Below are 22,756 nucleotides of genomic sequence, written 5' to 3'. Positions count from 1 at the left end.
GGGGTTCCCGTTTCCAGCCGCAGTGCAGCTTGACCGCATGCCGCGATGGGAGAACGCTTCACCGGCGGCTGTCGCCGCCTCTCCGCCATGACCGCCCCGACGCCCACGCGCCGCGGACTGCCATGACGGCCCGCCAACGTCTGCCGCGCCACGCGGCCTCGTGCGGCGCCGTTCATGCCGGCACGGGACCCGCGCTTGCGCCAGGGAGGGTTCTGTCATGTCCGTATCGAGGAGCGCCCCGCTCGCCAACCACGCTCGCCGGCCGCCGCACACCACGCGGTGGGCCGGCTTTCGCATGACCCATGCGCTGCGCCTGGGGAGGTCGTCATGAACGCCCACGGCCATCGCACCGAACAGATCCGTAACATCGCCCTGGCCGGCCACGCCGGCAGCGGCAAGACCACCTTGCTCGAGGCGCTGCTGTTTGCCGGCGGCGCGATCCAGGCCACCGGCTCGGTGGAACGGGGCAACACGTTCTCCGACACCGATGCGCAGGAGAAGGCGCGTGGGCACTCGATCGACAGCTGCCTGGCCGCGGTGACGCGCGGCGACTACCGCATCCAGTTGATCGACACGCCCGGCTACGCCGACTTCCGCGGACCGGCGCTGGCCGCACTGGCGGCGGTGGACACGGTGGCGGTGGTGGTCAATGCGGCCAACGGCATCGAGCACGGCACCCGGCGCATGGTGGAGCACGCGCGCCAACGTGGACTGGCCTGCGTGCTGGTGATCAACCGCATCGACAGCGAGAGCGCGCGACTGTCCTCGCTGGTGGACGAACTGCGCGAAACGTTCGGCACGCAGTGCCTGCCGGTGAACCTGCCCACCGACGACGGCGCGCGTGTGCTCGATGCGTTCTTCCATCGCGAAGGCGCCACCGACTTCTCCTCGCTGGCGCAGGCGCACCAGCGCATCCTCGACCAGGTGGTGGAAATCAACGAGACCGTGATGGGCGCGTACCTGGACACCGGCGAAGAGGCGATCACGCCGCAGCAGCTGCACGATGCGTTCGAACAGTGCCTGCGCGAAGGGCATCTGGTGCCGATCTGCTTCGTCAGCGCGCGCACCGGCGCGGGCGTGGGCGAACTGCTGGAGCTGGCCGAGCGGCTGCTGCCGCATCCGGGCGAGGCGAACCCGCCACCGTTCCTCGATGCGCAGCACCAGCCGGTGGAGGTGTGTGCCGATCCATCGCGCCATGTGATCGCCGACGTGTTCAAGATCGTCAACGACCCGTTCGTGGGCAAGCTCGGCATCTTCCGCGTGTGGCAGGGCACGGTGCGTCGCGACAGCCAGCTGTTCGTCGACGACGGCCGCAAGCCGTTCAAGGTCGGTCACCTGCTGCGCATCGAAGGCACTCGCCACGTGGAGATCGAGCAGGCGGTGCCGGGCGATATCGCCGCCGTGGCGAAGGTGGAGGACATCCACTTCGACGCCGTGCTGCACGACTCGCACGACGAAGACCGCATCCAGCTTGCGCCGATGGCGTTTCCGCAGCCGATGGCCGGGCTGGCGCTGGAGCCCAAGCACAAAGGCCAGGAACAGAAGCTGGCGCAGGCGCTGGCGCGGCTGGCCGAGGAAGACCCTTGCCTGCGCGTGGAGCACCGGCGCGAGCTCAACGAGACGGTATTGCGCGGCCTATCCGAACTGCACCTGGCGATCGCGCTCGAACGCATGCGCGAGCGCTACGGCGTGGAGGTGCTCACCCATCCGCCGCGCATTGCCTACCGCGAGACGATCGCTGCAGCGGCCGAGGGCCACCATCGCCACAAGAAGCAGACCGGTGGCGCCGGCCAGTTCGGCGAGGTGCTGCTGAAGGTGGAACCGCTGGCGCGCGGCGGCGGCTTCGAGTTCGTCGACGCGGTGAAGGGCGGCGCGATTCCCGGCCAGTTCCTGCCGGCGATCGAGAAAGGCGTGCGCCAGGCGATGGACCACGGTGCGCTGGCCGGCTTTCCCCTGCAGGACGTGCGCGTGACCGTTCTGGACGGCAAGCACCACGCGGTCGACTCCAAGGAAGTCGCCTTCATCAGCGCGGGGCGCAAGGCCTTCCTCGACGCGGTGGGCAAGGCGCGGCCGATCGTGCTCGAACCGATCGTGGACGTGGAGGTGGCGATTCCCGAGCAGCACGTGGGCGACATCACCGGAGGCCTCGCCGGCAAGCGCGCGCGCATTCTCGGCACCGATCTGCAGCGCGGCGGCGAGTTGCTGATCCGCGCGCAGGCGCCGCTGGCCGAACTAGCCGATTACGCCACCGAGCTGCGCGCGGTCACCGGTGGCCGCGGCCGCTACAGCATGGAGCTGAGCCACTACGAACCAGTACCGCCGCCGGTGCAGAAGCAGCTGAGCGAGTCATGGCGGCCGCACGCGGAGGAGGACTGAAAGCGCGCACGATCCGTCATGAAATCGCCGGGGCTTCGGCGTAGAGTGCGCCGAGGCCCAGGCATGCGCGACGACGCCGTCGCCGCGAGAATGCATGCCGGGAGGCCGCAAAAGCAGTGCTGCAGGTGGAACGACTCGCTCGTCCAAAGCCTTTAATCAAGGAACGGCAGGCATCGCCATGATCAGACGTCTCTTGCTCGGCCTCCTCGCACTCATCGTGCTCGCCGTCGTCGGCTTGTTCGCGCTGGCCTGGCGCAGCGCGATCGAACCGATCGCCCCGCCGCAGGCGAGCAGCTTCGCGCCCGACCTGGTCGCTCGCGGCGAGGTGCTTGCCGGCGCCGGCTACTGCGCCACTTGCCACACCTCCAAGGGTGGGCGGCCCTACGCCGGCGGCTATGCCATGGCCACGCCGTTTGGCACGCTCTACTCCAGCAACATCACGCCCGATCCGGACACCGGTATCGGCCGCTGGTCCGAAGCGGCTTTCGTGCGTGCCATGCGCAAGGGCGTAGCGCGTGATGGTTCGCATCTGTTTCCGGCCTTCCCCTACCAGCACTTCAACCTCATCACCGAGGAGGACCTGCATGCGCTGTACGCCTTCCTGATGACTCGCGCTCCGGTGAAGGCAGCCACGCCGGCGCCGGACATCCCGTTCCCACTCAACGTGCGTGCGCTGCAGGCCGGCTGGAAGCTGCTGTTCTTCCGCGACCGCGCGTTCGCGCCGGAAGGCAGCAAGGGCGCCGACTGGGATCGCGGCGCGTATCTCGCCGAAGGCCTGTCGCACTGCTCGGCCTGCCACAGCCCGCGCAACAGACTGGGCGCGGAAAAGATGGGCGACGCGCGTTATACCGGCGCGGTGGTCGATCACTGGTACGCGCCCGCGCTCACGCCCGCCAATCCTGCGCCGCTGGCCTGGACCACCGCGGAGATCGAGACCTACCTGCGCCAGGGCGGCACCACGCTGCACGGCGTGGCGGCCGGCTCGATGTCGCAGGTGATCCATCAGGGCCTGGCCCGGTTGCCGGACAGCGACATCCATGCGATCGCCGTGTACATCGCCGATCGCATGGGCGGCGATGCGAAGGGCACCGGCAACGATGCCGCGCTGGCCCAGGCGATGACGCGGGCCGCCGCCCCCATGCACGCCGACACCGATCCCGGCGCGCACCTGTACGCCGCCGCCTGCGCTTCGTGCCACTACAACCGCAGCCCGATGCCGGCGGCAGTGCGGCCGGAGCTGGGCCTCAACAGCGCGCTCACCAGCCCCGATCCGTCGACGCTGATCCAGGTGATCCTGCACGGCGTGGGCACCGATGAAGGCCTGCCTGGCCTTGCCATGCCGGCCTACGCGCATGCCCTGGACGATCAGGAGATCGCCCAGCTCGCCGCCTGGCTTCGCCGCACACAGACCGACCAGCCGCCGTGGACCGACCTCCAGAGCAAGGTCGCCGCACTGCGCGCGCCGAACGGCGGCGCGCGCAGCCAGCATTGATCCAATCACGCCATTTCAGCGGAGCTTCGATCCATGAGCCAGTTCCAACTCAACGGGCAAGCGGTCACGGTGGACGTCGACGACGATATGCCCCTGCTGTGGGCGATCCGCGACACGCTCAAGCTCAAGGGCACCAAGTTCGGCTGCGGCATCGGCATGTGCGGCGCCTGCACGGTCCACTTGAACGGTCGCGCGATCCGCTCATGCGTGACGCCGGTGCGCGCCGCCTACGGGCAGACCGTGACCACTATCGAGGGGCTCTCGCCCAACGGCGACCATCCGCTGCAGAAGGCGTGGATCGCCACCCAGGCGCCGCAGTGCGGCTACTGCCAGAGCGGGCAGATCATGCAGGCGGCCACGCTGCTGCGTGACTTCCCCTCGCCCACGGACGAAGACATCAACCAGGTGATGGGCGGCAACCTGTGCCGCTGCATGGCGTACCCGCGCATCCGCGAGGCGATCAAGCAGGCCGCCGCCGAGATCCAGGGGGCGAGCCATGAATAAGTTCCTTCGCCACGATCCGACCGATGCGCCCGCCCTACCGTCGCGCCGCAGCTTCCTGATTGGCGCCGCCGCCACCGGCGGCTTCATGATGGCGTTCGCGCACGCCGCGGTGCTGCTGCCCGGGCAGTCGCCCGACGCGGCGCTCGCCAGCGGCGGCTACGACCCCAACCTGTGGGTGCACATCGCGCCGGACGGCACCATCACCGTCAACATCATTCGCGCCGAGATGGGCCAGCACGTGGGCACGGCCCTGGCGCGCATCCTCGCCGACGAGCTGGAGGCGGACTGGTCGCAGGTGCGCATCGAGCACGTCGACAGCGATCCGAAGTGGGGCACGATGGTCACCGGCGGCAGCTGGTCGGTGTGGCAGAGCTTTCCGCAGCTCAGCCAGGCCGGCGCCGCCGCGCGTACCGCGCTGATCGAGGAAGGCGCCCGCCTGCTCGGCGTCAAGCCCGCCGCATGCACCGCGCGCGCCAGCGCCGTGCATGCGGGCAGCCGCTCGGTGAGCTACGCGAAGATCGTGCAGGCCGGCAAGCTCTCGCGCACGTTCTCGGCCGACGAGCTGAAGGCCATGCCGATCAAGCCGCCGTCCGAGCGCCGCCTGGTGGGCACACCGACCCAGGCCATCGACATTCCCGGCAAGACCAACGGCAGCGCCGTGTACGGCATCGACGCCGAAGTCGAGGGCGTGCTCTACGGCGCCCCGAAGATCCCGCCCACCCGCAACGGCTCCAAGGTCGTGTCGGTAGACGACAGCGCGGCGAAGTCGGTCAAGGGCTACCTGCGCTCGATCACGCTGGAAGATCCGTCCAACACCGTGCCGGGCTGGGTGGTGGTGCTGGCCGACTCCACCTGGGCGGCGATGCAGGCGGCCGCCAAGGTCAATGTGACCTGGCAGAACGACGACACCGCCAGCGTCTCGGACAAGGAGCTGGAGGACGAATCCAACCGTCTGATCGCCGACCCCAAGGCCGGCTCCACCGTGGTGGACGACGAGGGCGTGGACGCGGCGTTCGCCAATGCCGCCTCCGCGCTGGAGCAGCGCTACACCACCGCCGCCGTGAGCCACTTTCAGCTGGAGCCGGTGAACGCACTGGCGCTGGAGAAGGACGGCACGTGGGAGATCCACACCGGCAACCAGTGGCAGTCGCTGATCCTGCCCACGTTGGCCAAGGCGCTGGGCGTGGACGAAAAGCAGGTGGTGATGCGCACCTACCTGCTCGGCGGCGGCTTCGGTCGCCGGCTCAACGGCGATTACGCGGTGCCGGCCGCGCTGGCCGCCAAGGCCGTCGGCAAGCCGGTGAAGCTCACCCTGACCCGCGCCGACGACCTGCGCTTCGACTCCTTCCGCTCGCCCTCGGTGCAGCGCCTGCGCATGGCCTTCGACAAGAGCGGCAACGTGGTCGCCATGCAGCACGACGCCGCCGCCGGCTGGCCGACCAAGGTAATGGTTCCGGCATTCATGCCCAAGGGCAAGAACGGCGAGCCGTACGACCCGTTCTCCATCTCCGGTGCCGACCATTGGTACAACGTGGGCAAGCACCGCGTGCGCGCGCTGTCCAACGACCTGGCCAACCGCGCGTTCCGCCCCGGCTGGCTGCGCTCGGTGGGTCCGGGTTGGACCAACTGGGCGCTGGAAAGCTTCATGGACGAGGCCGCGCACAAGGTCGGCGCCGACCCGGTGCAATTCCGCCTCAAGCTGTTTGACGCCACCGGCAAGAACGCCGGCAGCGCGCCCAACGCGGTGGGCGGCGCCAAGCGCCAGGCGGGCGTGGTGCAGCGCGCTGCCGCGATGGCCGGCTGGGGAGAGAGCCTGCCGGCCGACACCGGCCTGGGCATCGCCACCAGCTTCGGCCAGGAACGCGACATGCCCACCTGGGTCGCCTGCGTGGCGCGGGTGAAGGTGGATCGCGCCAGCGGCAAGGTGATCGTGGAAAAGCTGTTCCTTGCCGTGGACGCGGGCACCATCGTTCATCCCGATGGCGCGCTGGCACAGGTGCAGGGCGCGGCGCTGTGGGGGCTGAGCATGGCGCTGCACGAAGGCAACGCGTTCGACAGCGGACAGATTCGCGACACCAACCTTGACCGCTACACCCCGCTGCGCACCATGGACGTGCCGGCGCTGGCGGTGGAGTTCATGCCCAGCACCGAGGCGGCGGTAGGGCTGGGCGAGCCGGCCACCACGGTGGTCGGCCCGGCGATCGGCAACGCAATCTTCGCCGCCTGCGGCGTGCGGCTGCGGCACATCCCGATCCGCCCGGACGACGTGCTCAAGGCGCTCAAGCAGAAGGCCTGATTCTCCGCGACGCTTAACTGCAGAAGCGACTTCAGTCGCGATGCTCTTTGCGGTAGTGCGCGAAAGGCATCGCGGCTGAAGCCGCTCCTACAGAGGATCACCTGAGGGCGCATTCGGGTCGCGCGTCGGGACGCGCTCACCGCCGGCAGCCACTCAGGCGGCGAGCCTCTCGATCAACGCGCGTGCAAACGCCGGGATATCATCCGGCTTGCGGCTGGTGATCAGCTGGCCGTCGGCCACCACTTCGCGGTCGTGCCACTGTGCGCCGGCGTTCTCCAGATCGTGGCGCAGCGACGGCCACGAGGTGACCTTGCGGCCCATCACCAGGCCGGCATCGATCAAGGTCCACGGGCCGTGGCATATGGCGGCCACCGGCTTGCCGCTGTCGCCGAATGCGCGGATGAAGTCGATCGCTTCGGGCTTGAGCCGCAGCTTGTCCGGATTGATCACACCGCCGGGCAGCACCAAGGCGTCGAAATCGTCCACCGTGGCCTTGCCCAGCGCCAAGTCCACCGGCACCGAGCTGGCCCAGTCGCCACCTTTCCAACCCTTGATCTGTGCGCTGTCGCCCGGCGCGATCACGGTGACGTCCGCGCCGGCCTCTTCGAGCAGGCGCTTGGGTTCAGTCAGCTCGGAGTGCTCGAAGCCGTCGGTGGCGAGAACGGCGACGCGGCGGCCTTTGATATTCGCTTGGCTCATGGGGGCTCCAGAGTGGGGATGTAGGGGATAACGCAGCATGGCCAGGCGAGCATGGTGCGGACGTCGCCGCCACGTGACCTCGCCGTGATCGGCGCCGATCGCTTGCGGCGCCGTGCCGTGCACGTGACCCGGGCGTGTTTCACACTGCGCACCACTCGATCGGCCGACCCGGGAGCCGCCGTGACATCTGCGCAGTACATGCTCGCCATCGACCAGGGCACCACCAGCTCGCGCGCCATCCTGTTCGACCGCGCCGGCCGCGTTGCGGGCATGGCGCAGCGCGAGTTCGGCCAGCTGTTTCCGCAACCGGGCTGGGTGGAGCACAACCCCCGCGAGATCCTCACCAGCGTGCTCACCACCATCACCGAGGTGATGAACAACGCCCAGGTGCCGGCCGCGGCGATCGCCGGCATCGGCATTACCAACCAGCGCGAGACCACCGTGGTGTGGGACCGGGCCACCGGCCAGCCGATCCATCACGCGATCGTGTGGCAGTCGCGGCAGACCCGCGATATCTGCGACCAGCTCAAGGCCGCCGGCCACGAGCCGATGGTGCGCGAGAAGACCGGCCTGCTGATCGATGCCTACTTCTCCGGCACCAAGGTGAAGTGGATCCTCGACCGCGTGGAAGGCGCACGCGAGCGCGCCCGTCGCGGCGAGCTGGCATTCGGCACCATCGACAGCTGGCTGATCTGGAACCTCACCGGCGGCCAGGTGCACGTCACCGACGTGAGCAACGCTGCGCGTACGCTGATGTTCGACATCCACACGCTGGACTGGGACGACGAGCTGCTGGCGATGCTCGAGGTGCCACGGGCGATGCTGCCGGCCGTGCGTTCGTCCAGCGAGATCTACGGCTACACGGCGCCGCAGCACTTCTTCGGTCGTGCCGTGCCGATCGCCGGCGTGGCCGGCGACCAGCAGGCGGCGCTGTTCGGCCAGGCCTGCTTCGAAGCGGGCATGGCCAAGAACACCTACGGCACCGGCTGCTTCATGCTGATGAACACCGGCAGCAAGGCCGTGGCCTCGGACAACGGGCTGCTGACCACGGTCGCCTGGAGCCTGGACGGCAGCGTGGAGTACGCGCTGGAGGGCTCGATCTTCGTCGCTGGCTCGGTGGTGCAGTGGCTACGCGACGGATTGCGCATGCTGGGCAAGTCCAGCGACTCGCAGGCCTATGCCGAACGCGCCGGCGACAACGATGGCGTGTACTTGGTGCCGGCCTTCGTCGGGCTGGGCGCGCCTTACTGGCGCAGCGACGTGCGCGGCGCGATGTTCGGCCTCTCCCGCGGCACCCGCAAAGAGCACCTCGTGCGCGCCGCGCTGGAGTCGATGGCTTACCAGACGCGTGACGTGCTCGCCGCGATGCAGGCCGATGCCCGCATCGAACTGAAGGAGCTGCGCGCCGACGGCGGCGCCATCGCCAACGATTTTCTCGCCCAGTTCCAGGCCGACATCCTCGGCGCGCCGCTGCTGCGCCCGGACGTGGCCGAGACCACCGCGCTGGGGGCGGCCTACCTGGCCGGCCTGGCCGTCGGGTTCTGGAGCAGTCGCGAGGAAATCGCCCAGCAGTGGGCGGTCGATCGCCGCTTTACCCCGTCGATGGCGAAAGAGCGGCGCGAGGCGCTTTATGCGGGCTGGACCATGGCGGTGCAGGCGACGCTAGGGTTTCGGGTCTGATTCTGAAACAACATCGGGCGCTGCCGGGAAAGGCCCTCGTTCGCAGCGCTCGACGCCAGGCACTTTGCGCGGACGCTCATCCCGCCTCGTCGTCATTCCCGCGAACGCGGGAGAAGCCTCTCAACGGCTTACGCCGGTCTTCCATTGGGCTTCTGCGCCAAGATCAAAATGGATTCCGGCGTTCGCGGGAATGACGGCACTGAAGGTTCCCGTGTACCGGAGAATCGCTAACCAAGACGGCAAAGGGCCGACAGCTGCAATTGCGAAACGCGCCGGCGAGCCGTAACCCTCAGCGCTTGGGCTGCAGCAGTGTCCCCGTGCAGTTGGGCGATCCGCACAGGCACTGCCACAGCTTCTTCAGCCGGGTGGTGTACGGCACGTCGAGCACGATGCCGTAGTTGTAGGTGAGCTCTTCGCCGGGCTTGATCGCGCGGATCGCCTCGATCAGCACCTTGTCCTTGCGCGGGTCGCCGCTGGCGCTTTCCTCGATCACCGCGCGGCAATTGGGGTTGCAACTGTGGTTGATCCAGCGCGCCGTGTTGCCCTTGCGGTTGGCGTCGATGATGTAGTCGTCGTTGAGCGTGAACAGGAACGTGTGTCCGGTCTCGCCGCCGTCGCCATACATCTCGTCCGCTTCGGCGTGGGTCATCAGCGTACCCTTGTACTGGACGATTTCCTCGCCCTTGCGGATGACCTCGGTGGCGAACACGCCGTTGCCGTGGATGGGCGAGCGGCGGGCGATGAAACGTGCAGGCATGCGGACGATCCGGTGATGGGTAAACGCTGATGATGCCCGTTCGGGGTGATCGTTGAAACCGCGGCTCCCGGGACAAAGGCCGTGACGGCTTCGCCCATCCGTCCGAAGCGGTCAGGCTGGAGCCGCTCCCACAAAAACAGCAAGCGCTCGATCTCTTGCGCGAGCAGCTTCAGCTGCGATGCCTCTCGCCCCTCCCCTCTTCAACCGCAATCGTCACTGACCCCGCTCGACGCCGGCGCCACCCCAGCTGCGACATCCCGCGACGCCCTCGACGGGTTCTGCCGCCACGCAAAGATGGTTAGAATCGAGCATTCAAACGATCGTTTGGAGAAGCCGTGATGCGTCTGCTGCGCTGGATCGTCCCCGCCGTGCTTGCCCTGGGCCTGATCGCCTGCGGGCCGCCGCGCAAGAGCGTGTTTCCCCCGGCCGTGAGCATCCAGCAACTGCAGGTGCAGCCCAGCGGCGCCTGGCACCTCACCGTGCGCATCCAGAACAACAGCTACGGCGAGATGGACTTCACCGCCATCGAAGGCACGCTGCAGGTGGCCGAAGGGGTGCCGGTACGCCTGCACGGCACGTTCAAGCGCGACATCCCCGCGCTCTCCGGCGACATCGTCGAACTCGACGTGCTGCCCACGCCCGAGATGAGCAAGGCGCTCGCCGCCACGGCCGCCAAGGGCAGCGGCGGTTCGCTGGCCTACCGCGTCAGCGGCAGTGCCACCGCCAAACCCGAACAGGAAAAGCAGCCGCGCAGCTTCGGCTTCAGCGGCAACGACTGGCTCTCGCCGGCCCCCGGCATTCCCAACACATTCCGCTGACCGCCATCCGGTTCCACGCATTCCACCGAAGGACATCGCCATGACGCTTTACAAGGCCCCTCTCGACGACCAGCGTTTCGCCCTCTTCGACGTACTCGGCGCGGAAGCCGTGCTGACCGGCCTGGAAGGCGGCGAAGGCCATACGCGCGATCTGCTCGACGCCGTGCTCGAAGAGGCCGGCAAGCTGTCCGAGCAGGTGCTCGCCCCCACCAACTGGCCGGGCGACGTCGAGGGCTGCCACTACGACAAGGCCACCCGCACGGTCACCACGCCGAAGGGTTTCAAGGAGGCGTTCAAGGCCTTCGCCGAAGGCGGCTGGGCCGGTCTCACCATGCCCGAGGCCTACGGCGGCCAGGCGCTGCCGGCGGTGATGGGCACGGCCACCACCGAGCTGTTCCAGTCGGGCAACCTGTCCTGGAGCCTGTACCCGTTGCTGTCCGAAGGCGCCTGCCACGCGATGGAACTGCACGGCGAAGAGTGGCACCGCCAGCTCTACATGCAGCCGATCGTGGAAGGCCGCTGGACCGGCACCATGTGTCTCACCGAGCCGCAGGCCGGCTCCGACCTCGGTCTTCTGAAGACGCGCGCCGAGCCCGCCGGCAAGGGCATCAACGACGCCGACCTGTACAAGATCACCGGCACCAAGATCTTCATCAGCGCCGGCGAGCACGACCTCACCGAGAACATCGTGCACCTGGTGCTGGCGCGTCTGCCCGACGCCCCGGCCGGCAGCCGCGGCATCTCGATGTTCATCGTGCCGAAGTTCAAGGTGCACGCTGATGGCTCGCTGGGCGAACGCAACAGCGCGTTCGCCGGCGCTATCGAGCACAAGATGGGCATCAAGGGCTCGGCCACCTGCGTAATGAACTTCGACGGCGCCGAGGGCTACCTCATCGGCCAGCCGCACAAGGGCCTGATGGCCATGTTCACCATGATGAATGCCGCCCGCCTCGCGGTGGGCGTGCAGGGCCTGGCGCTGGCCGAGCGCGCGCTGCAGAACAGCCTCAACTACGCCCGCGAGCGTCTGCAGTCGCGCGCGCTTTCCGGTGCCAAGTTCCCCGACAAGCCGGCCGACAACCTGCTGGTGCAGCCGGACGTGCGCCGCATGCTGCTGACCCAGCGCGCCTTCGTCGAAGGCTCGCGCCTGCTGGTGCTCTACAACGCGCTGCAGGTGGACATCGAGGCGCGTGCCAAGGACGAAGCCACCCGCCAGAAGGCCAGCGAGCTGGTAGCGTTCCTGATCCCGATCTCCAAGGGCCTGGTCACCGAGCTCGCGATCGAGTGCACCAAGGAGGCGCTGCAGATCTACGGTGGTCACGGCTACATCGGCGAGAACGGCATGGAGCAGTTCGCCCGCGACGCGCGCATCACCACGCTGTACGAAGGCACCACCGGCATCCAGGCCGCCGACCTCTTGGGGCGCAAGATCCTCCAGCTGCAGGGCGTGGGCTTCAAGCATCTGCTGGAAGAAATCAGCGGATTCTGCCAGCAGCACAGCGCCGATGAGTCGCTGCGCGCGCTGATCGGCCCGCTCGCTGTTTACGCCAAGCAGTGGGGCGACATGACCATGAAGCTGGCCCAGCGCGTGCAGGGCAACCCGGAGGAGCTGGGCGCCGCCGCCAACGATTACCTGTACTACTCCGGCTACGTCACCCTCGCCTACCTGTGGGCGAAGAGCGTGGCTGCCGCGGACAAGAGCAGCCAGCCGGCCGTGTTCAAGCAGGCCAAGCACGACACTGCCAGCTTCTACTTCACCCGCATCCTGCCGCGCTGCCTGGTGCACCAGGCCGGCATCGAAGCGGGCGTGGCGACGCTGCCCGAGATCGCCTAACTACCCGCTGCACGACCCCAAAAAAAGCCCGGCATCGCCGGGCGTTTTTTTTGCCACGCACACGAGCGGTTAGCCCACTTGTTGCCCAGCCGAAGCGATTGCTAGGCTGACGCAAATCAAGGGGGAAATGCTCATGCGTCGGATGGCCGTACTGTTCGCCTGCCTGCTCACCTGCACCAGCGCCCTGGCGGCGTCGACGCTGCAACCGGGCGATACGCCGCCCGACGCGCTGGGCGTCACCCGCGACGGCACCCACCTCACGCTGTCCTCGATGCGCGGCAAGGTGGTGGTGGCCAGCTTCTGGGCCACTTGGTGCGGCTACTGCATGAAGGAGCTGCCGACTCTCGCGAACATCCAGCAGCTCGCGACGCAGCGGCACCTTCCGCTGCAGATCGTGGCGGTGAACGACCAGGAAAGCCGCGAGGTTTTCGTCCGGACCACGCGAAACATGCATCGCATCCTGCCCAGCCTGGTGATGACCTGGGATGCGGACGGCAGCACGGGCAAGCCGTACGGCAGCAACGAGAGCATTCCGGTCATGGTGATGTTCCGCCCCGATGGCACCATCGCCCATTTGCACGTGGGCTACGACGAAAGCGCACTCGACGAGATCCTCGGGGAGATCAACGCGCTGGTGGCGCAGGCTGCCGCCCAGCCCGCGCAGGCAATGGCCGCGCACTGACCTCCTCATTCCAGTAAGCGGCGAGGTCCTGCAGCCCCAGTGACGCCTTGCCACAGGGCGCGAGCCGATCGCCGCATGCGATGATCGTCGGCCAGGGAAGCAACGAACCGCCCAATCGTGTCCATCGCTCACCGCCAACGAGGCCCCGTCGCCTGGCTTGCCATCGTCGCCCTGTGGCTGACGATCGTGGCGCCCGTGGTGTCGCAGACGCTGGCCAGTCCGCTGGACGCGCTGGTGAGCATCGGTTGGTGTGGCGCCCATCACGACGATGGCACGCAGTCGCCGCCGAGCGGCCACCTGCTGGAGAAGTGCGGCTATTGCGGGCTGTTGTCCGGCCACTCGATCCTGCCCGACGCCGCACCGGCGCTCGCGGCGCACTCCGCGCTGACCGGGCCGCGGCTGGCGATGCCGCCGCCGCCCGCGCGCAGCGGCATCGTCCTGCTCGCGGCGCAACCCCGCGGGCCACCGGCACGCGTCTACGTCTGAGCCACGCACCGCCGGCGACTGATCGCCGCGGCCCGCTCGTGCGGGCACGCGGCCACCGGTCGCCCGCCACTCCGTGACCCCATGCGGACCGGGCGTATGCCTGGTGTCCGCACGCTGCCGATTCCCCAGGATATCCATGACCCATGCATCGTTTGCCGGGCGCGCTTGCGCGTGCCGGCGCTCCGTCTATCGCCTGCGCCCGCTGGGCGCGCTGATCGCCACCGCACTGGCCGGCCCGGCGCTCGCCGCCAATCTGCCACCGGCGCAGCAGTTCGCACCGGTCGTCGTCACCGCGCCGATGCCCGATGGCCCACTCACCGTCGTCACCGACCCCAAGGCACCGCGCCAGCCGGTGCCGGCCAGCGATGGCGCCGACCTGCTCAAGAGCATCCCCGGCTTCTCCACCATCCGCAAAGGCGGCAGCAACGGCGATCCGGTGCTGCGCGGCATGAGCGGCTCGCGGTTGGGGATACAGATCGATGGCGGCCTGATCGGCGGCGGTTGCCCGTCGCGAATGGACCCGCCGACCGCGTACATCGCGCCGGAACTCTATGACCGCGTCACCGTGATCAAGGGGCCGGAGACGGTGATCTACGGCCCCGGCAATTCGGCCGGCGTGGTGCGCTTCGACCGCGACTTCAGCCGCTATGTCGAGCCCGGCTACAGCGTCGACGCCAGCGCGCTCGGCGGCTCGTGGGGCCGCAATGACCAGAACCTCGACCTGCGCACCGGCGCGCCGTCGGGCTACCTTGGCGTGAGCGCCAACCACACCCACTCGCAGGACTATGAGGACGGCGACGGCCACCGCGTGCACTCGCGCTACGACCGCTGGAATGTGGACACCACGCTGGGCTGGACGCCCACCGACGACAGCCGGCTGGAACTTTCCGTGGGCAAGGGCAACGGACAGGCGGCCTACGCCTTCAGCGGCATGGACGGCTCGCAGTTCCTACGCGAGAGCGCGGCGCTGAAGTGGACCCAGCAGCACCTCACCACGCACTGGGAGGAGCTCGAAGTGCAGGCGTACACAAACTACGCCGACCACGTGATGGACAACTACACCCTGCGCGATCCCGACCCGGCCAGCATGATGCCAATGGCAATGGCCTCCGACGTCGCCCGCCGCACCAACGGCGGCCGCATCGCCGGCACCTGGCGCTGGGACGACGTGCTGCAGTTGGTGGCTGGCATCGACGGCTCGACCAACACGCACACCGTGCGCAACGGCGGCAAGCCGGGTACCGCCACCGACTATCACCTTTATCCGCGTCAGCGCGATGCGCGCTTGTCCGATGTCGGCGCTTTCGGCGAACTGCGCTGGACCTTCGCCAAGCGCCAGCGGTTGATCGGCGGCGCGCGACTGGACCGCGCCCAGGCTCGCGGCTACGGCCTGTCCACCGTGGCCGGTGATGGCGGGATGGACATGGGTGGTGGCATGGGTGATGGCATGGGCGGCGGCATGGACATGGGCGACATGGGCATGGGTGTCGGCATGAACGCCGCAACCGTCGACGCCAGCCGCTCCTCCACCCTGCCCTCCGGCTTCGTCCGCTACGAGCGCGACTTCGCCGCGTCGCCGACCACGTTCTATGCCGGCATCGGCCACGTCGAGCGATTCCCCGACTACTGGGAGCTGTTCGGCCAGCACGTGGACGTATCGGTGCCGGGCTTCCGCCAACTCGACCCAGAGAAGACCACCCAGCTCGACATCGGCGTGCAGTACCACGACGCGCGCATGAAGGCCTGGGTCTCCGGCTACGCCGGCGTGGTGCAGGACTTCATCCTGATGCACTACCCGATGAGCGCGATGGGCCAAGGCACCGCCAGCAATGTGCGCGCGCGTATCGCCGGCGGCGAGGCGGGAGTGAGCTACGCGTTCGACGACCATTGGACCGGCGACGCCACGCTCAGCACCGCCTGGGGCGAGAACCGCAGCGAGCACCGACCGCTACCCCAGATGCCGCCGCTGGAAGCGCGCTTTGGCCTTACCTACGCGCGGGATGCGTGGTCGATCGGCGGCTTGTGGCGGCTGGCCGCCGCGCAGCACCGCGTTGCGCTGGGCGAGGGCAACATCGTCGGCCAGGATCTGGGGCCCAGTGCCGGCTTCGGCGTATTCTCGGTCAACGGCAGCGTCCGGATCGGCAAGCCGTTCACCCTCAGCGCCGGTATCGACAACCTGTTCGGCGTCACCTACGCCGAACACCTCAATGCCGCCCCGGAAGGCCTGGCCGGCTACGTCAACACCGTGCGCGTCAATGAGCCCGGCCGCACCGGCTGGCTCAAGTTCGCCATCCATCTCTAGATCGCAACGGCCATATCGCCATCGCTCTGATCGACATCAGGACCCGGGCACGCCGTACCACGTAGCGTGCCCGCATCCATCGAGGACTCTCCATGATTCGCCTTACCCGCACCCTTGCTTTCACCGCCCTCGGCGCACTGACCCTGCTGCCCGGCCTGGCCAACGCCTGCTCCACCTGCGGCTGCTCGCTCAATTCCGATTGGGCCAGCCAGGGCTACGCCACCTCCCGCGGCCTGCACCTGAGCCTGCGCGAGGACTACTTCAACCAGTCGCGGCTGATCGAAGGATCACACCGCATCGCCGTGGGCAGCATCGCCCTGCCCAGCGACGAGGAACTGCAGCGCAAGACGATCAACCGCAACACCCTGCTGGGCGCGGACTACAGCTTCAATCGCGCCTGGGGACTGTCGGTGCAGTTGCCCTGGTTCAGCCGCTATCACCAGACCTGGCCGGAGGGCGAAACCACGCTGTCGTCTTCCGACGGCCAGGGCATCGGCGACGTGCGCGTGCTCGGGCGCTATCAGGGCTTCAGCCCGGACGCGAGCTTGGGCCTGCAGTTCGGCGTGAAGCTGCCCACCGGCACGTTCAAGCAGACCTTCAACGCCGGCACGGCCGCCGGCGAGCTGCTCGACCGCGGCCTGCAGCGCGGCACCGGCACCACCGACGCGCTGCTGGGCGTGTACAAGTTCGGCTATCTCGGCGAGTCGGTGGGTTACTTCGCCCAGGCGATGGCGCAGGTGGCGATGAACGCACGCGACGGCTTCCGCCCGGGCAATTCGCTCAACGTGAACCTCGGCCTGCGCTATCTCGATGCCGGCATCGTCACGCCGCAGCTGCAGCTCAACCTGCACGGCGAGCAGCGCGAGAGCGGCGCGCTGGCCGACCGCGCCAACAGTGGCGCCACGCTGGCCTACCTCAGCCCAGGGCTCGGGCTGAAGCTGGGACGCCGGCTCGATGCGTTCGTGTTCCTGCAGTTGCCGGTGCACGAGCACGTCAACGGCATCCAGATCGAGCCGGGCCGACTGTGGTCGGCCGGCGTGCAGTACCGCCTGTAACGGCGCGCAGCCCGCCCGCCGGCGCGCGCCGGGACGTTGAGCGCGATGCCCCCTGGCCGGAGCGGACGTGCAGCCGTCTATTTGGTGGGCGGCGGCACCGGCACGACGACGCGCAGCTCCACGACGACCGTCTGCTCCGGGTGATCGTCCGGGCGGTCGTCGTCGTCGTGCGGCGGGCGCGGCGGCAGCCGCGACGTATCACCGGCGGGAGCCGGCGGCGTGGGCCGGGTGGGTCGGGTAGCCATGTCATTCTCCTGGTGGGCGCCCGTCGTCTGGGTTCGGGGCGGAGGAACTGCTCGCCGGTGCCGATTCGCCCGCCGCGGTCGCGAGCAGGCCGCGGCGTCGGAACGTGAGGTTGCTGGTGATCTGCAGATCTGGCACGCCGGCGGCGCGCGCCCGGTTCAGTCGCAGGCGCGCCTGCGCCAGGTCGCCGAGCGCGGCCAGCGTCTCGGCATTGATCAGCGCCACTTCGCCGGGGTCGCCCGTCAGCGACTCGGCGCGCCCGATCATCCCGCGCGCGGCGGCGCCATCGCCGAGCATCGCCCGGTACAGCCCCAGCGAGGCCCAGCCGGCGGCGTCATCCGGCTTGAGCTTCAGGTAATTCACGGCGAGATCCGCGGCCTTGCGATAGGCGTCGCGCGCTGCCGCGGTCTGCGTCGGATCGGCCTGCAGCGCTTCGCCGAGATTGGCCCACATCAGGAAATCCTGCGGCGACAGCGCCGCGGCGCGACGGCGCAGGGCGATCGCCGCGGCGTAGTCGCCCTGTTGGTACTTGATCAGGCCAAGGTTGGTCAGCGAGGCGGCATCGGGTTTGATCGCCACAGCCCGCTCCAGCGCTTTCGCCGCTGCGGCGCTGTCGCCCGCCTCCAGGTACAGCGCGCCGAGGGAGCTCCAGCCATCGGCAGCCTCGGGTCGCAGCGCGACCACCTTGCGATAGGACTCCAGCGCATGCGCAATGTCGCCGCCGGCGTACTGCTGGTAACCGATCTGCGCGTAGACGTCGGCGTCGCCGGGGCTGAGTTCGAGCGCGCGGCCGAACTCCGCGATCGCGCGCGCGGACTGGCCCTGCGCAACGTACACCTTGGCCATGCCGATGTGCGCCTCGGCCTGGGTCGACGGCGACTGCTCGCTGTCGCGGTAGGCGGCGAGCGCGCGCTCCAGGTCGCCGTGCGCACGGTACAGATCGCCCACCGCCAGCTTCACTTCGGCCAAGCCCGGGTCCATCTGCGCGGCGCGACGGCAGGCGTCCATCGCCCGCTCGAACGCGGCCGCGTTCCGCGCGTTCTCGAACTGCCAGATCTCGAGGCGGCACAGCTTGGCCTGCGCCTTTGCGAAGTCGTGGTCGGTGGCCAGCGCCTGACCGAAGCGCTCGGCGGCGCGGGTAGCGTCTTCCGGCCCCGTGGCGTGGTGCAGCAGTTGCAGGCCCTGCAGGTAGGCGTCGAAGGCCGCCTCGTTGTGGGTCGGCGCCAGCCGCCGCCGCCAGCGCGGATCGTCCGTGGGCAGCGTACCGGTCAGCGCCTGCACCACCTCGCCGGCGATCTCGGTCTGGGTCTGGAAGATGTCCTGGAGCTGGCGGTCGTAGGTGTGGCTCCACAGGGTGAAGCCGGTGGCGGTGTCGGACAGGTGCGCCGTGATGCGCAGGTGCTGCCCTTCGCGGCGCACGCTGGCCTGCAGGATCGCCGCCACACCGAGCCGGGTGCCCCAGCGGCGTGCGTCCAGCCCCTCGCCGACCGCCTGTGGCGGGATCGATGCGGCCACCTTGAGCCCCTTCACGCCAGCGAGCGCATCGCGCATCTCCTCGGTGAGGCCGGCGGCGAAATAGTCCTGATCGGGTGCTCCGCCCAGCGCGGTGAAGGGCAGCACGGCGACCGACGTCAGCGCCGGGCGCGCCGCCCGGTCGCGCGCGAACCACGCGCCAGCCATGGCCAGGACGACCGCTGCCAGCGCGCCCAGCGCCATCGCGAGGCGGGGGCGCCGACGGAGCCGGCCCGGCAGATCGGCAGGAGGATCAGCCGGCATCGCCGCCGGCACCGCCACTTCCGACTCCCACACCGGGGTGTCGGGCGGCACGGAGGGGATGGTGACCGCCGTGACGGGATCGATGGCATCCAACGGGGCCACGCTCGCCTCGGCAACGGTGATGGTGGCCGAGGTGTCCGGCCGAGTCGCGGCGTCGAGCGACCCGGCCGCAGGTGCGGCGAGGTGGCCGATGAAGCAATAGCCGAGCGCATGCCGGGTCTGGATGTAACGCGGCTCGTGCGGATCGTCGCCCAGGGCGTGGCGCAACTGGGCGATGGCCCGCGTCAGCACGCCCGGCGTCACGTGGCGGTGTCCCCACACCTGGTCGAGCAGCTCGTCCCGGCCCACCAGTTCGCCCGGGTGGCGCAACAGCGCCAGCAGCACCGCGAAGGCCTTCGGTTCCAGCGGCTGCGCCGCGCCAGCGCGCAACACCGTATGCGCGGCCGGATCGACCACGATCTCGTCAAATCGATACGGTTGCGTCCCCTGGCCGCCCGCGTCCGAGTCCCTCGGATCCATCGGCAAGCCCTCTGGCGATCACGAAAACCTGCGCATTCGCTCGCGCAAACCTCGTCCTTTCATCATGACCCAAAACCGCTCGGGGAGGGAATCTGGACCGGCGCCGCAACCCCGCGGCGCGCCCACGGAGATGACGCCATGTATGCCCAAGCCCCCTTCCTCGCACCCATCGCCAACGCACTGCTGCCGCCCGCCGGCCAGTCTTCGCGCCATCCGGCCCGCCGCCATCTGGTAGGCGACTACCCGGTGGACCAGGCGGCGCTGGATCATTTCAACCGCCTGCTCGCCAAGCTTCACCATGTGCCGCTGGCGTGCGACCAGCTGGCCACCGCCGCGCGGGAGCTGATCGACCAGCCACGCGTTTCGGCCCGCTATCCCGGGCCGATCGCGCAGCGGCTGGAGCTCGCGGGACGGATCGACCGCATGGTGACCGACCACGACTGGACGCCCGACCACCAGGCCGCCGAGGTCGCCCATCTCGTGGCCGATTACCTGCACGGCACGGACATGCTGATCCCGGCCTCGGTTCCCGCCGTGGGCCATCTCGACGACGCGATCCTGGTCGACGCGGCCTGGCCGAAGCTGGCCGACGAGGTGGCTTGCTACCAGGACTACTGCCGGCTGCGCGCGATCGAGGCCGAGTTGCGCGGCTGCGAGGCCGAATCGATGCCGTTCAGCCGGGACGACTGGCAGCGCGCCCGCGTGCTGGAGGCCGAGCTCATTGCGCACTGCCGGCGCAGCGGATCGTGCAGCTACCTGCCTGGCCAGGGGCCGGCGCTGTTCCGGGTGAGCTGAGCGCATGCGGCGGCCTCAGCGACTGCCGGGCGGCACGGGCGGCCGCCCGGCGGGGTTTCCAAGCCCCGGGCCCCGGGTGTAGAACCTGGGGCTCGGACACCGCCACCACTGCAGGCTCATGAGCGACCGCCATTTCCTGATCCGTCTGGCCGAAGACGATGACGACTTCATCCTCGGCCTGGTGCCGCGCTTCGTGGATTTCACCCTGCCCGCCTGGCGCAAGCGGCACGAATGCATCGAGGGCATCCGCGCGGACCTCGTCCACCATCTGGACGACCAGCCACCGAACAGCTTCCTGTTCGTCGCCGAGGACGAGGACGGCGAGCCGGTGGGCTTTCTGCACCTGCAGAAGACACAGGACTTCTTCAACGGCCGCACCAATTGCCACATCTCCGACCTGGCCGTGGCGCCGGGCCAGGAGGGCCAGGGCGTCGGCCGGGCGCTGCTGGCGCATGCGGAGGACTGGGCGCGCGAGCATCGCTGCGCGCTGATGACGCTGGCGGTGTTCCCGGGCAACGAGCGGGCGTGCGCGCTGTACGAGGCGAGCGGCTACGACACCGACCTGCTGCGCCTGGCCAAACCGCTGCGTTGATATCGAACACAAAAAACCCGCGGCTGCCGGGCAGCCGCGGGTTCGTGTCGCATCAACGCAAGGATCAGTTAACCGTGGTGCTGCCGGCGCTGCCGGCCTCGGTCTGCTCACGCTCGTTCAGGCGCAGCGACACGCGGTCGATGTTGGCCAGCGACAGCAGATGGGCGTAGATCCAGCCGAGCACGCCTTCCTTGAGGAACTCGTGGGCGACCTTCTCGTCGAGCTGGCGCAGCTTCTCCTCGCTGACCACGAACAGGCCGTTGAGGTTGATGGTCTTGCCGTCCTTCTCCAGCCGGATGTTGCGCGGCTCGAGCAGGTCGTACTTGCGTAGCTGGTCCATGAACCAGTGCGTGCGGGCCACGTGCTGCTGGAACTCGCCGAGGAAGTTGACGGCGTTGGCCAGCATCTCGGTGTCGGCGCCGTCTTCCTTGAACAGGCGCTCGCCCTGCTCGGTGTTGAAGCCTTCGTAGGCCTCGTCGAGGAATACGGTGAAGTCGTCGCCTTCCTGGCCTTCCGGCTTCTCGGCGAGGATGAACGGGTAGCGGCGGATGAAGGCCGGCACGTAGGTGTTCGACGCCCACTGGCCGTCGGCGTCCACGAACAGGTTCTCGTTCTGGCGCAGGCCGAGCAGGGCCATCGGGCCGGCGTCCTTCATGTCGGCACCGGCGAACAGGATCGGCACGTCACGCGCCGCGGCGGGGAACTCCACGCCGGTCAGCGGCACGGAGTGCACGTTGGCCGCGAACTTCAGGCTCGGCACCGGCTTCAGGCGCAGATCCTTGTGGGCGGAACGGTTGAGCGGCACGGGACGCTCGTAGAAAAAGACTTCAGCCACGTTACTTACCTCTGCCCAGCCGCGCCGGGGTTGCCACCGTTGGCTCCCCCTCCCAAACCCGGCCCGGGTCTCAAGACGAACGCCCACTATAGCAGCGCCCCCGGCCGGCCGCGAACTGCCGCCCAGGCAGCCTATGTGTTTGCCGCGGCAGGGTTTTGCATGCGAATCGCAACACAGTTGGGCTATGCTCGGATCCAGCCACACCGCTGCATTGCGATGCGTTTTCCCCAGGCCCTGACCGAAGGATGGACTGCATGCTGATGGAAGTGCCGCTCCGGGCGGATCTGCGTTCGACCCGGGTGCTTTCGCTGGACGCCACCGGCCGGATCCTCGACTGGATCAGCTGGCAGGATGCGGCTTGCCTCTACGTACGCGATGCCGTGGCCTGGACCCTGGGTGACCCCTGCCTGACCGTGCACGGCGGCATGAACCGCGCCCGCGGGGAACAGAGCACGCTGCAGCTGCATCCCATCATCGCCAGCACCGGCCACTGCCGCGACCACGCGCTGGATCCAGCGCCGGCTCTTACCAACACCGCGCTGTTCGCCCGCGACCGCCATATCTGCCTGTATTGCGGCAATCACTACAACCGCGGCGAACTCACCCGCGACCACGTGCAGCCGGTGTCCAAGGGCGGCCGCGACGAGTGGGAGAACGTGGTCAGCGCGTGCCTGGCGTGCAATCTGCGCAAGGCCAACCGTACCCCGCAGCAGGCGCACATGCCGCTGCTGGCCGTGCCCTACCGGCCGAGCTGGGTGGAACACCTGATCCTGTCCAACCGCAACATCCTGGCTGACCAGATGGAGTTCCTGGTCAACCACCTGCCGCGCGACCGCCGCGCCGCGCACGCCTGACGCATCCCTGACATTCAATCGCCGGGTTCGGCCGCCAGGGCCTGCTCCACGTCGTCCAGTTCGCTGCGGGCTCGCTCGGCCAGCTGGCAAAAGTGCTTGAGGATGAGTTAGAGAGGGGGGTCGTCAAGATATTAAAAAGCCACCACATCATTGTGAGCGTGGCT

19 protein-coding genes are annotated in these 22,756 nt (G+C 68.8%); 14 read left to right on the top strand and 5 right to left on the bottom strand.

The features are described 5' to 3' along the window. The first annotated feature begins 327 nt into the window (after positions 1-327). From fusA to ACTHJF_RS12335, 4 genes are all read left to right on the top strand, one after another. Positions 328-2,376: an elongation factor G gene (fusA, locus tag ACTHJF_RS12350; protein ID WP_440267370.1), complete on the top strand. Its 2,049-nt coding sequence runs from the start codon at positions 328-330 to the stop codon at positions 2,374-2,376. A gap of 178 nt (positions 2,377-2,554) precedes the next feature. Further along, a complete protein-coding gene (locus ACTHJF_RS12345) occupies positions 2,555-3,868 on the top strand; it encodes a c-type cytochrome (RefSeq protein ID WP_440267369.1) in 1,314 nt (437 codons plus the stop codon). 33 nt (positions 3,869-3,901) lie between these two features. Next, positions 3,902-4,372: a (2Fe-2S)-binding protein gene (locus tag ACTHJF_RS12340; RefSeq protein WP_431635966.1), complete on the top strand. Its 471-nt coding sequence runs from the start codon at positions 3,902-3,904 to the stop codon at positions 4,370-4,372. Then, complete coding sequence (locus tag ACTHJF_RS12335; protein WP_440267368.1) at positions 4,365-6,668, top strand: molybdopterin cofactor-binding domain-containing protein; 2,304 nt, start codon at positions 4,365-4,367, stop codon at positions 6,666-6,668. The genes ACTHJF_RS12340 and ACTHJF_RS12335 overlap by 8 nt, the downstream gene beginning before the upstream one ends. 153 nt (positions 6,669-6,821) lie before the next feature. On the opposite strand, the gene ACTHJF_RS12330 is transcribed toward ACTHJF_RS12335, so the two are convergent. After that, positions 6,822-7,367, bottom strand: a complete 546-nt coding sequence (locus tag ACTHJF_RS12330; protein ID WP_440267367.1) for a type 1 glutamine amidotransferase domain-containing protein — start codon at positions 7,365-7,367, stop codon at positions 6,822-6,824. A gap of 198 nt (positions 7,368-7,565) precedes the next feature. Between ACTHJF_RS12330 and glpK the strand changes: the two genes are divergently transcribed. Then, positions 7,566-9,047 (top strand): glycerol kinase GlpK, encoded by a 1,482-nt coding sequence (gene glpK / locus ACTHJF_RS12325; protein ID WP_440267393.1) that lies wholly within the window; start codon positions 7,566-7,568, stop codon positions 9,045-9,047. A gap of 289 nt (positions 9,048-9,336) precedes the next feature. Here the strand turns inward: glpK and ACTHJF_RS12320 are convergent, their stop codons facing one another. Then, on the bottom strand, positions 9,337-9,804 hold the full coding sequence (locus ACTHJF_RS12320; protein ID WP_440267366.1) for an SET domain-containing protein: 468 nt from the start codon (positions 9,802-9,804) through the stop codon (positions 9,337-9,339). 338 nt (positions 9,805-10,142) lie between these two features. Between ACTHJF_RS12320 and ACTHJF_RS12315 the strand changes: the two genes are divergently transcribed. From ACTHJF_RS12315 to ACTHJF_RS12290, 6 genes are all read left to right on the top strand, one after another. Continuing rightward, positions 10,143-10,622, top strand: coding sequence for a hypothetical protein (locus tag ACTHJF_RS12315; protein ID WP_440267365.1), 480 nt, complete (start codon positions 10,143-10,145; stop codon positions 10,620-10,622). Between the two features lie 40 nt (positions 10,623-10,662). Further along, entirely contained in the window at positions 10,663-12,453 is a 1,791-nt protein-coding gene (locus tag ACTHJF_RS12310) for an acyl-CoA dehydrogenase C-terminal domain-containing protein (protein ID WP_440267364.1), read from the top strand. A gap of 133 nt (positions 12,454-12,586) precedes the next feature. Further along, positions 12,587-13,135 carry a TlpA family protein disulfide reductase gene (locus ACTHJF_RS12305; protein ID WP_440267363.1) on the top strand — a complete coding sequence of 183 codons (549 nt, stop codon included), beginning with the start codon at positions 12,587-12,589 and terminating at the stop codon, positions 13,133-13,135. A 117-nt stretch (positions 13,136-13,252) separates the two neighbouring features. Beyond that, complete coding sequence (locus ACTHJF_RS12300) at positions 13,253-13,621, top strand: DUF2946 domain-containing protein (RefSeq protein ID WP_440267362.1); 369 nt, start codon at positions 13,253-13,255, stop codon at positions 13,619-13,621. Between the two features lie 136 nt (positions 13,622-13,757). Continuing rightward, on the top strand, positions 13,758-15,923 hold the full coding sequence (locus tag ACTHJF_RS12295; RefSeq protein ID WP_440267361.1) for a TonB-dependent copper receptor: 2,166 nt from the start codon (positions 13,758-13,760) through the stop codon (positions 15,921-15,923). A gap of 92 nt (positions 15,924-16,015) precedes the next feature. After that, a complete protein-coding gene (locus tag ACTHJF_RS12290; RefSeq protein WP_440267360.1) occupies positions 16,016-16,978 on the top strand; it encodes a hypothetical protein in 963 nt (320 codons plus the stop codon). Between the two features lie 77 nt (positions 16,979-17,055). Here ACTHJF_RS12290 and ACTHJF_RS12285 read toward each other — a convergent pair whose 3' ends face one another. Both ACTHJF_RS12285 and ACTHJF_RS12280 read right to left on the bottom strand, forming a co-directional pair. Then, the gene (locus ACTHJF_RS12285) at positions 17,056-17,223 is read right to left on the bottom strand and encodes a hypothetical protein (RefSeq protein WP_440267359.1); all 168 of its coding nucleotides are present in this window, start codon (positions 17,221-17,223) and stop codon (positions 17,056-17,058) included. Between the two features lies 1 nt (position 17,224). Continuing rightward, positions 17,225-19,516, bottom strand: a complete 2,292-nt coding sequence (locus tag ACTHJF_RS12280; protein WP_440267358.1) for a tetratricopeptide repeat protein — start codon at positions 19,514-19,516, stop codon at positions 17,225-17,227. Positions 19,517-19,654: 138 nt separating this feature from the next. Between ACTHJF_RS12280 and ACTHJF_RS12275 the strand changes: the two genes are divergently transcribed. Continuing rightward, positions 19,655-20,311 (top strand): hypothetical protein, encoded by a 657-nt coding sequence (locus tag ACTHJF_RS12275; RefSeq protein ID WP_440267357.1) that lies wholly within the window; start codon positions 19,655-19,657, stop codon positions 20,309-20,311. A 118-nt stretch (positions 20,312-20,429) separates the two neighbouring features. Further along, the gene (locus tag ACTHJF_RS12270; RefSeq protein WP_440267356.1) at positions 20,430-20,903 is read left to right on the top strand and encodes an N-acetyltransferase family protein; all 474 of its coding nucleotides are present in this window, start codon (positions 20,430-20,432) and stop codon (positions 20,901-20,903) included. Positions 20,904-20,967: 64 nt separating this feature from the next. Here ACTHJF_RS12270 and ACTHJF_RS12265 read toward each other — a convergent pair whose 3' ends face one another. Continuing rightward, positions 20,968-21,738, bottom strand: a complete 771-nt coding sequence (locus tag ACTHJF_RS12265; RefSeq protein WP_440267355.1) for a SapC family protein — start codon at positions 21,736-21,738, stop codon at positions 20,968-20,970. A gap of 254 nt (positions 21,739-21,992) precedes the next feature. Here ACTHJF_RS12265 and ACTHJF_RS12260 point away from each other — a divergent pair, with 254 nt between their 5' ends. Further along, positions 21,993-22,592, top strand: a complete 600-nt coding sequence (locus tag ACTHJF_RS12260) for an HNH endonuclease (protein WP_431635951.1) — start codon at positions 21,993-21,995, stop codon at positions 22,590-22,592. Positions 22,593-22,756: the final 164 nt, after the last annotated feature.

It is taken from the genome of Dyella sp. (assembly GCF_051962475.1).
Classification (GTDB): domain Bacteria; phylum Pseudomonadota; class Gammaproteobacteria; order Xanthomonadales; family Rhodanobacteraceae; genus Dyella_A.
This window is presented reverse-complemented; position numbering and strand designations above follow the sequence as displayed.

Excerpts from the sequence above, each read along its gene's own strand:
- ACTHJF_RS12335 (WP_440267368.1), top strand. The coding sequence starts at position 4,365 with ATGAATAAGTTCCTTCGCCACGATCCGACCGATGCGCCCGCCCTACCG.
- ACTHJF_RS12345 (WP_440267369.1), top strand. The coding sequence starts at position 2,555 with ATGATCAGACGTCTCTTGCTCGGCCTCCTCGCACTCATCGTGCTCGCC.
- ACTHJF_RS12290 (WP_440267360.1), top strand. The coding sequence starts at position 16,016 with ATGATTCGCCTTACCCGCACCCTTGCTTTCACCGCCCTCGGCGCACTG.
- ACTHJF_RS12285 (WP_440267359.1), bottom strand. The coding sequence starts at position 17,223 with ATGGCTACCCGACCCACCCGGCCCACGCCGCCGGCTCCCGCCGGTGAT.
- ACTHJF_RS12305 (WP_440267363.1), top strand. The coding sequence starts at position 12,587 with ATGCGTCGGATGGCCGTACTGTTCGCCTGCCTGCTCACCTGCACCAGC.
- ACTHJF_RS12330 (WP_440267367.1), bottom strand. The coding sequence starts at position 7,367 with ATGAGCCAAGCGAATATCAAAGGCCGCCGCGTCGCCGTTCTCGCCACC.
- ACTHJF_RS12295 (WP_440267361.1), top strand. The coding sequence starts at position 13,758 with ATGACCCATGCATCGTTTGCCGGGCGCGCTTGCGCGTGCCGGCGCTCC.
- ACTHJF_RS12275 (WP_440267357.1), top strand. The coding sequence starts at position 19,655 with ATGTATGCCCAAGCCCCCTTCCTCGCACCCATCGCCAACGCACTGCTG.
- ACTHJF_RS12280 (WP_440267358.1), bottom strand. The coding sequence starts at position 19,516 with ATGGATCCGAGGGACTCGGACGCGGGCGGCCAGGGGACGCAACCGTAT.
- ACTHJF_RS12310 (WP_440267364.1), top strand. The coding sequence starts at position 10,663 with ATGACGCTTTACAAGGCCCCTCTCGACGACCAGCGTTTCGCCCTCTTC.
- ACTHJF_RS12340 (WP_431635966.1), top strand. The coding sequence starts at position 3,902 with ATGAGCCAGTTCCAACTCAACGGGCAAGCGGTCACGGTGGACGTCGAC.
- ACTHJF_RS12260 (WP_431635951.1), top strand. The coding sequence starts at position 21,993 with ATGCTGATGGAAGTGCCGCTCCGGGCGGATCTGCGTTCGACCCGGGTG.
- ACTHJF_RS12315 (WP_440267365.1), top strand. The coding sequence starts at position 10,143 with ATGCGTCTGCTGCGCTGGATCGTCCCCGCCGTGCTTGCCCTGGGCCTG.
- ACTHJF_RS12270 (WP_440267356.1), top strand. The coding sequence starts at position 20,430 with ATGAGCGACCGCCATTTCCTGATCCGTCTGGCCGAAGACGATGACGAC.
- fusA (WP_440267370.1), top strand. The coding sequence starts at position 328 with ATGAACGCCCACGGCCATCGCACCGAACAGATCCGTAACATCGCCCTG.
- glpK (WP_440267393.1), top strand. The coding sequence starts at position 7,566 with ATGCTCGCCATCGACCAGGGCACCACCAGCTCGCGCGCCATCCTGTTC.
- ACTHJF_RS12320 (WP_440267366.1), bottom strand. The coding sequence starts at position 9,804 with ATGCCTGCACGTTTCATCGCCCGCCGCTCGCCCATCCACGGCAACGGC.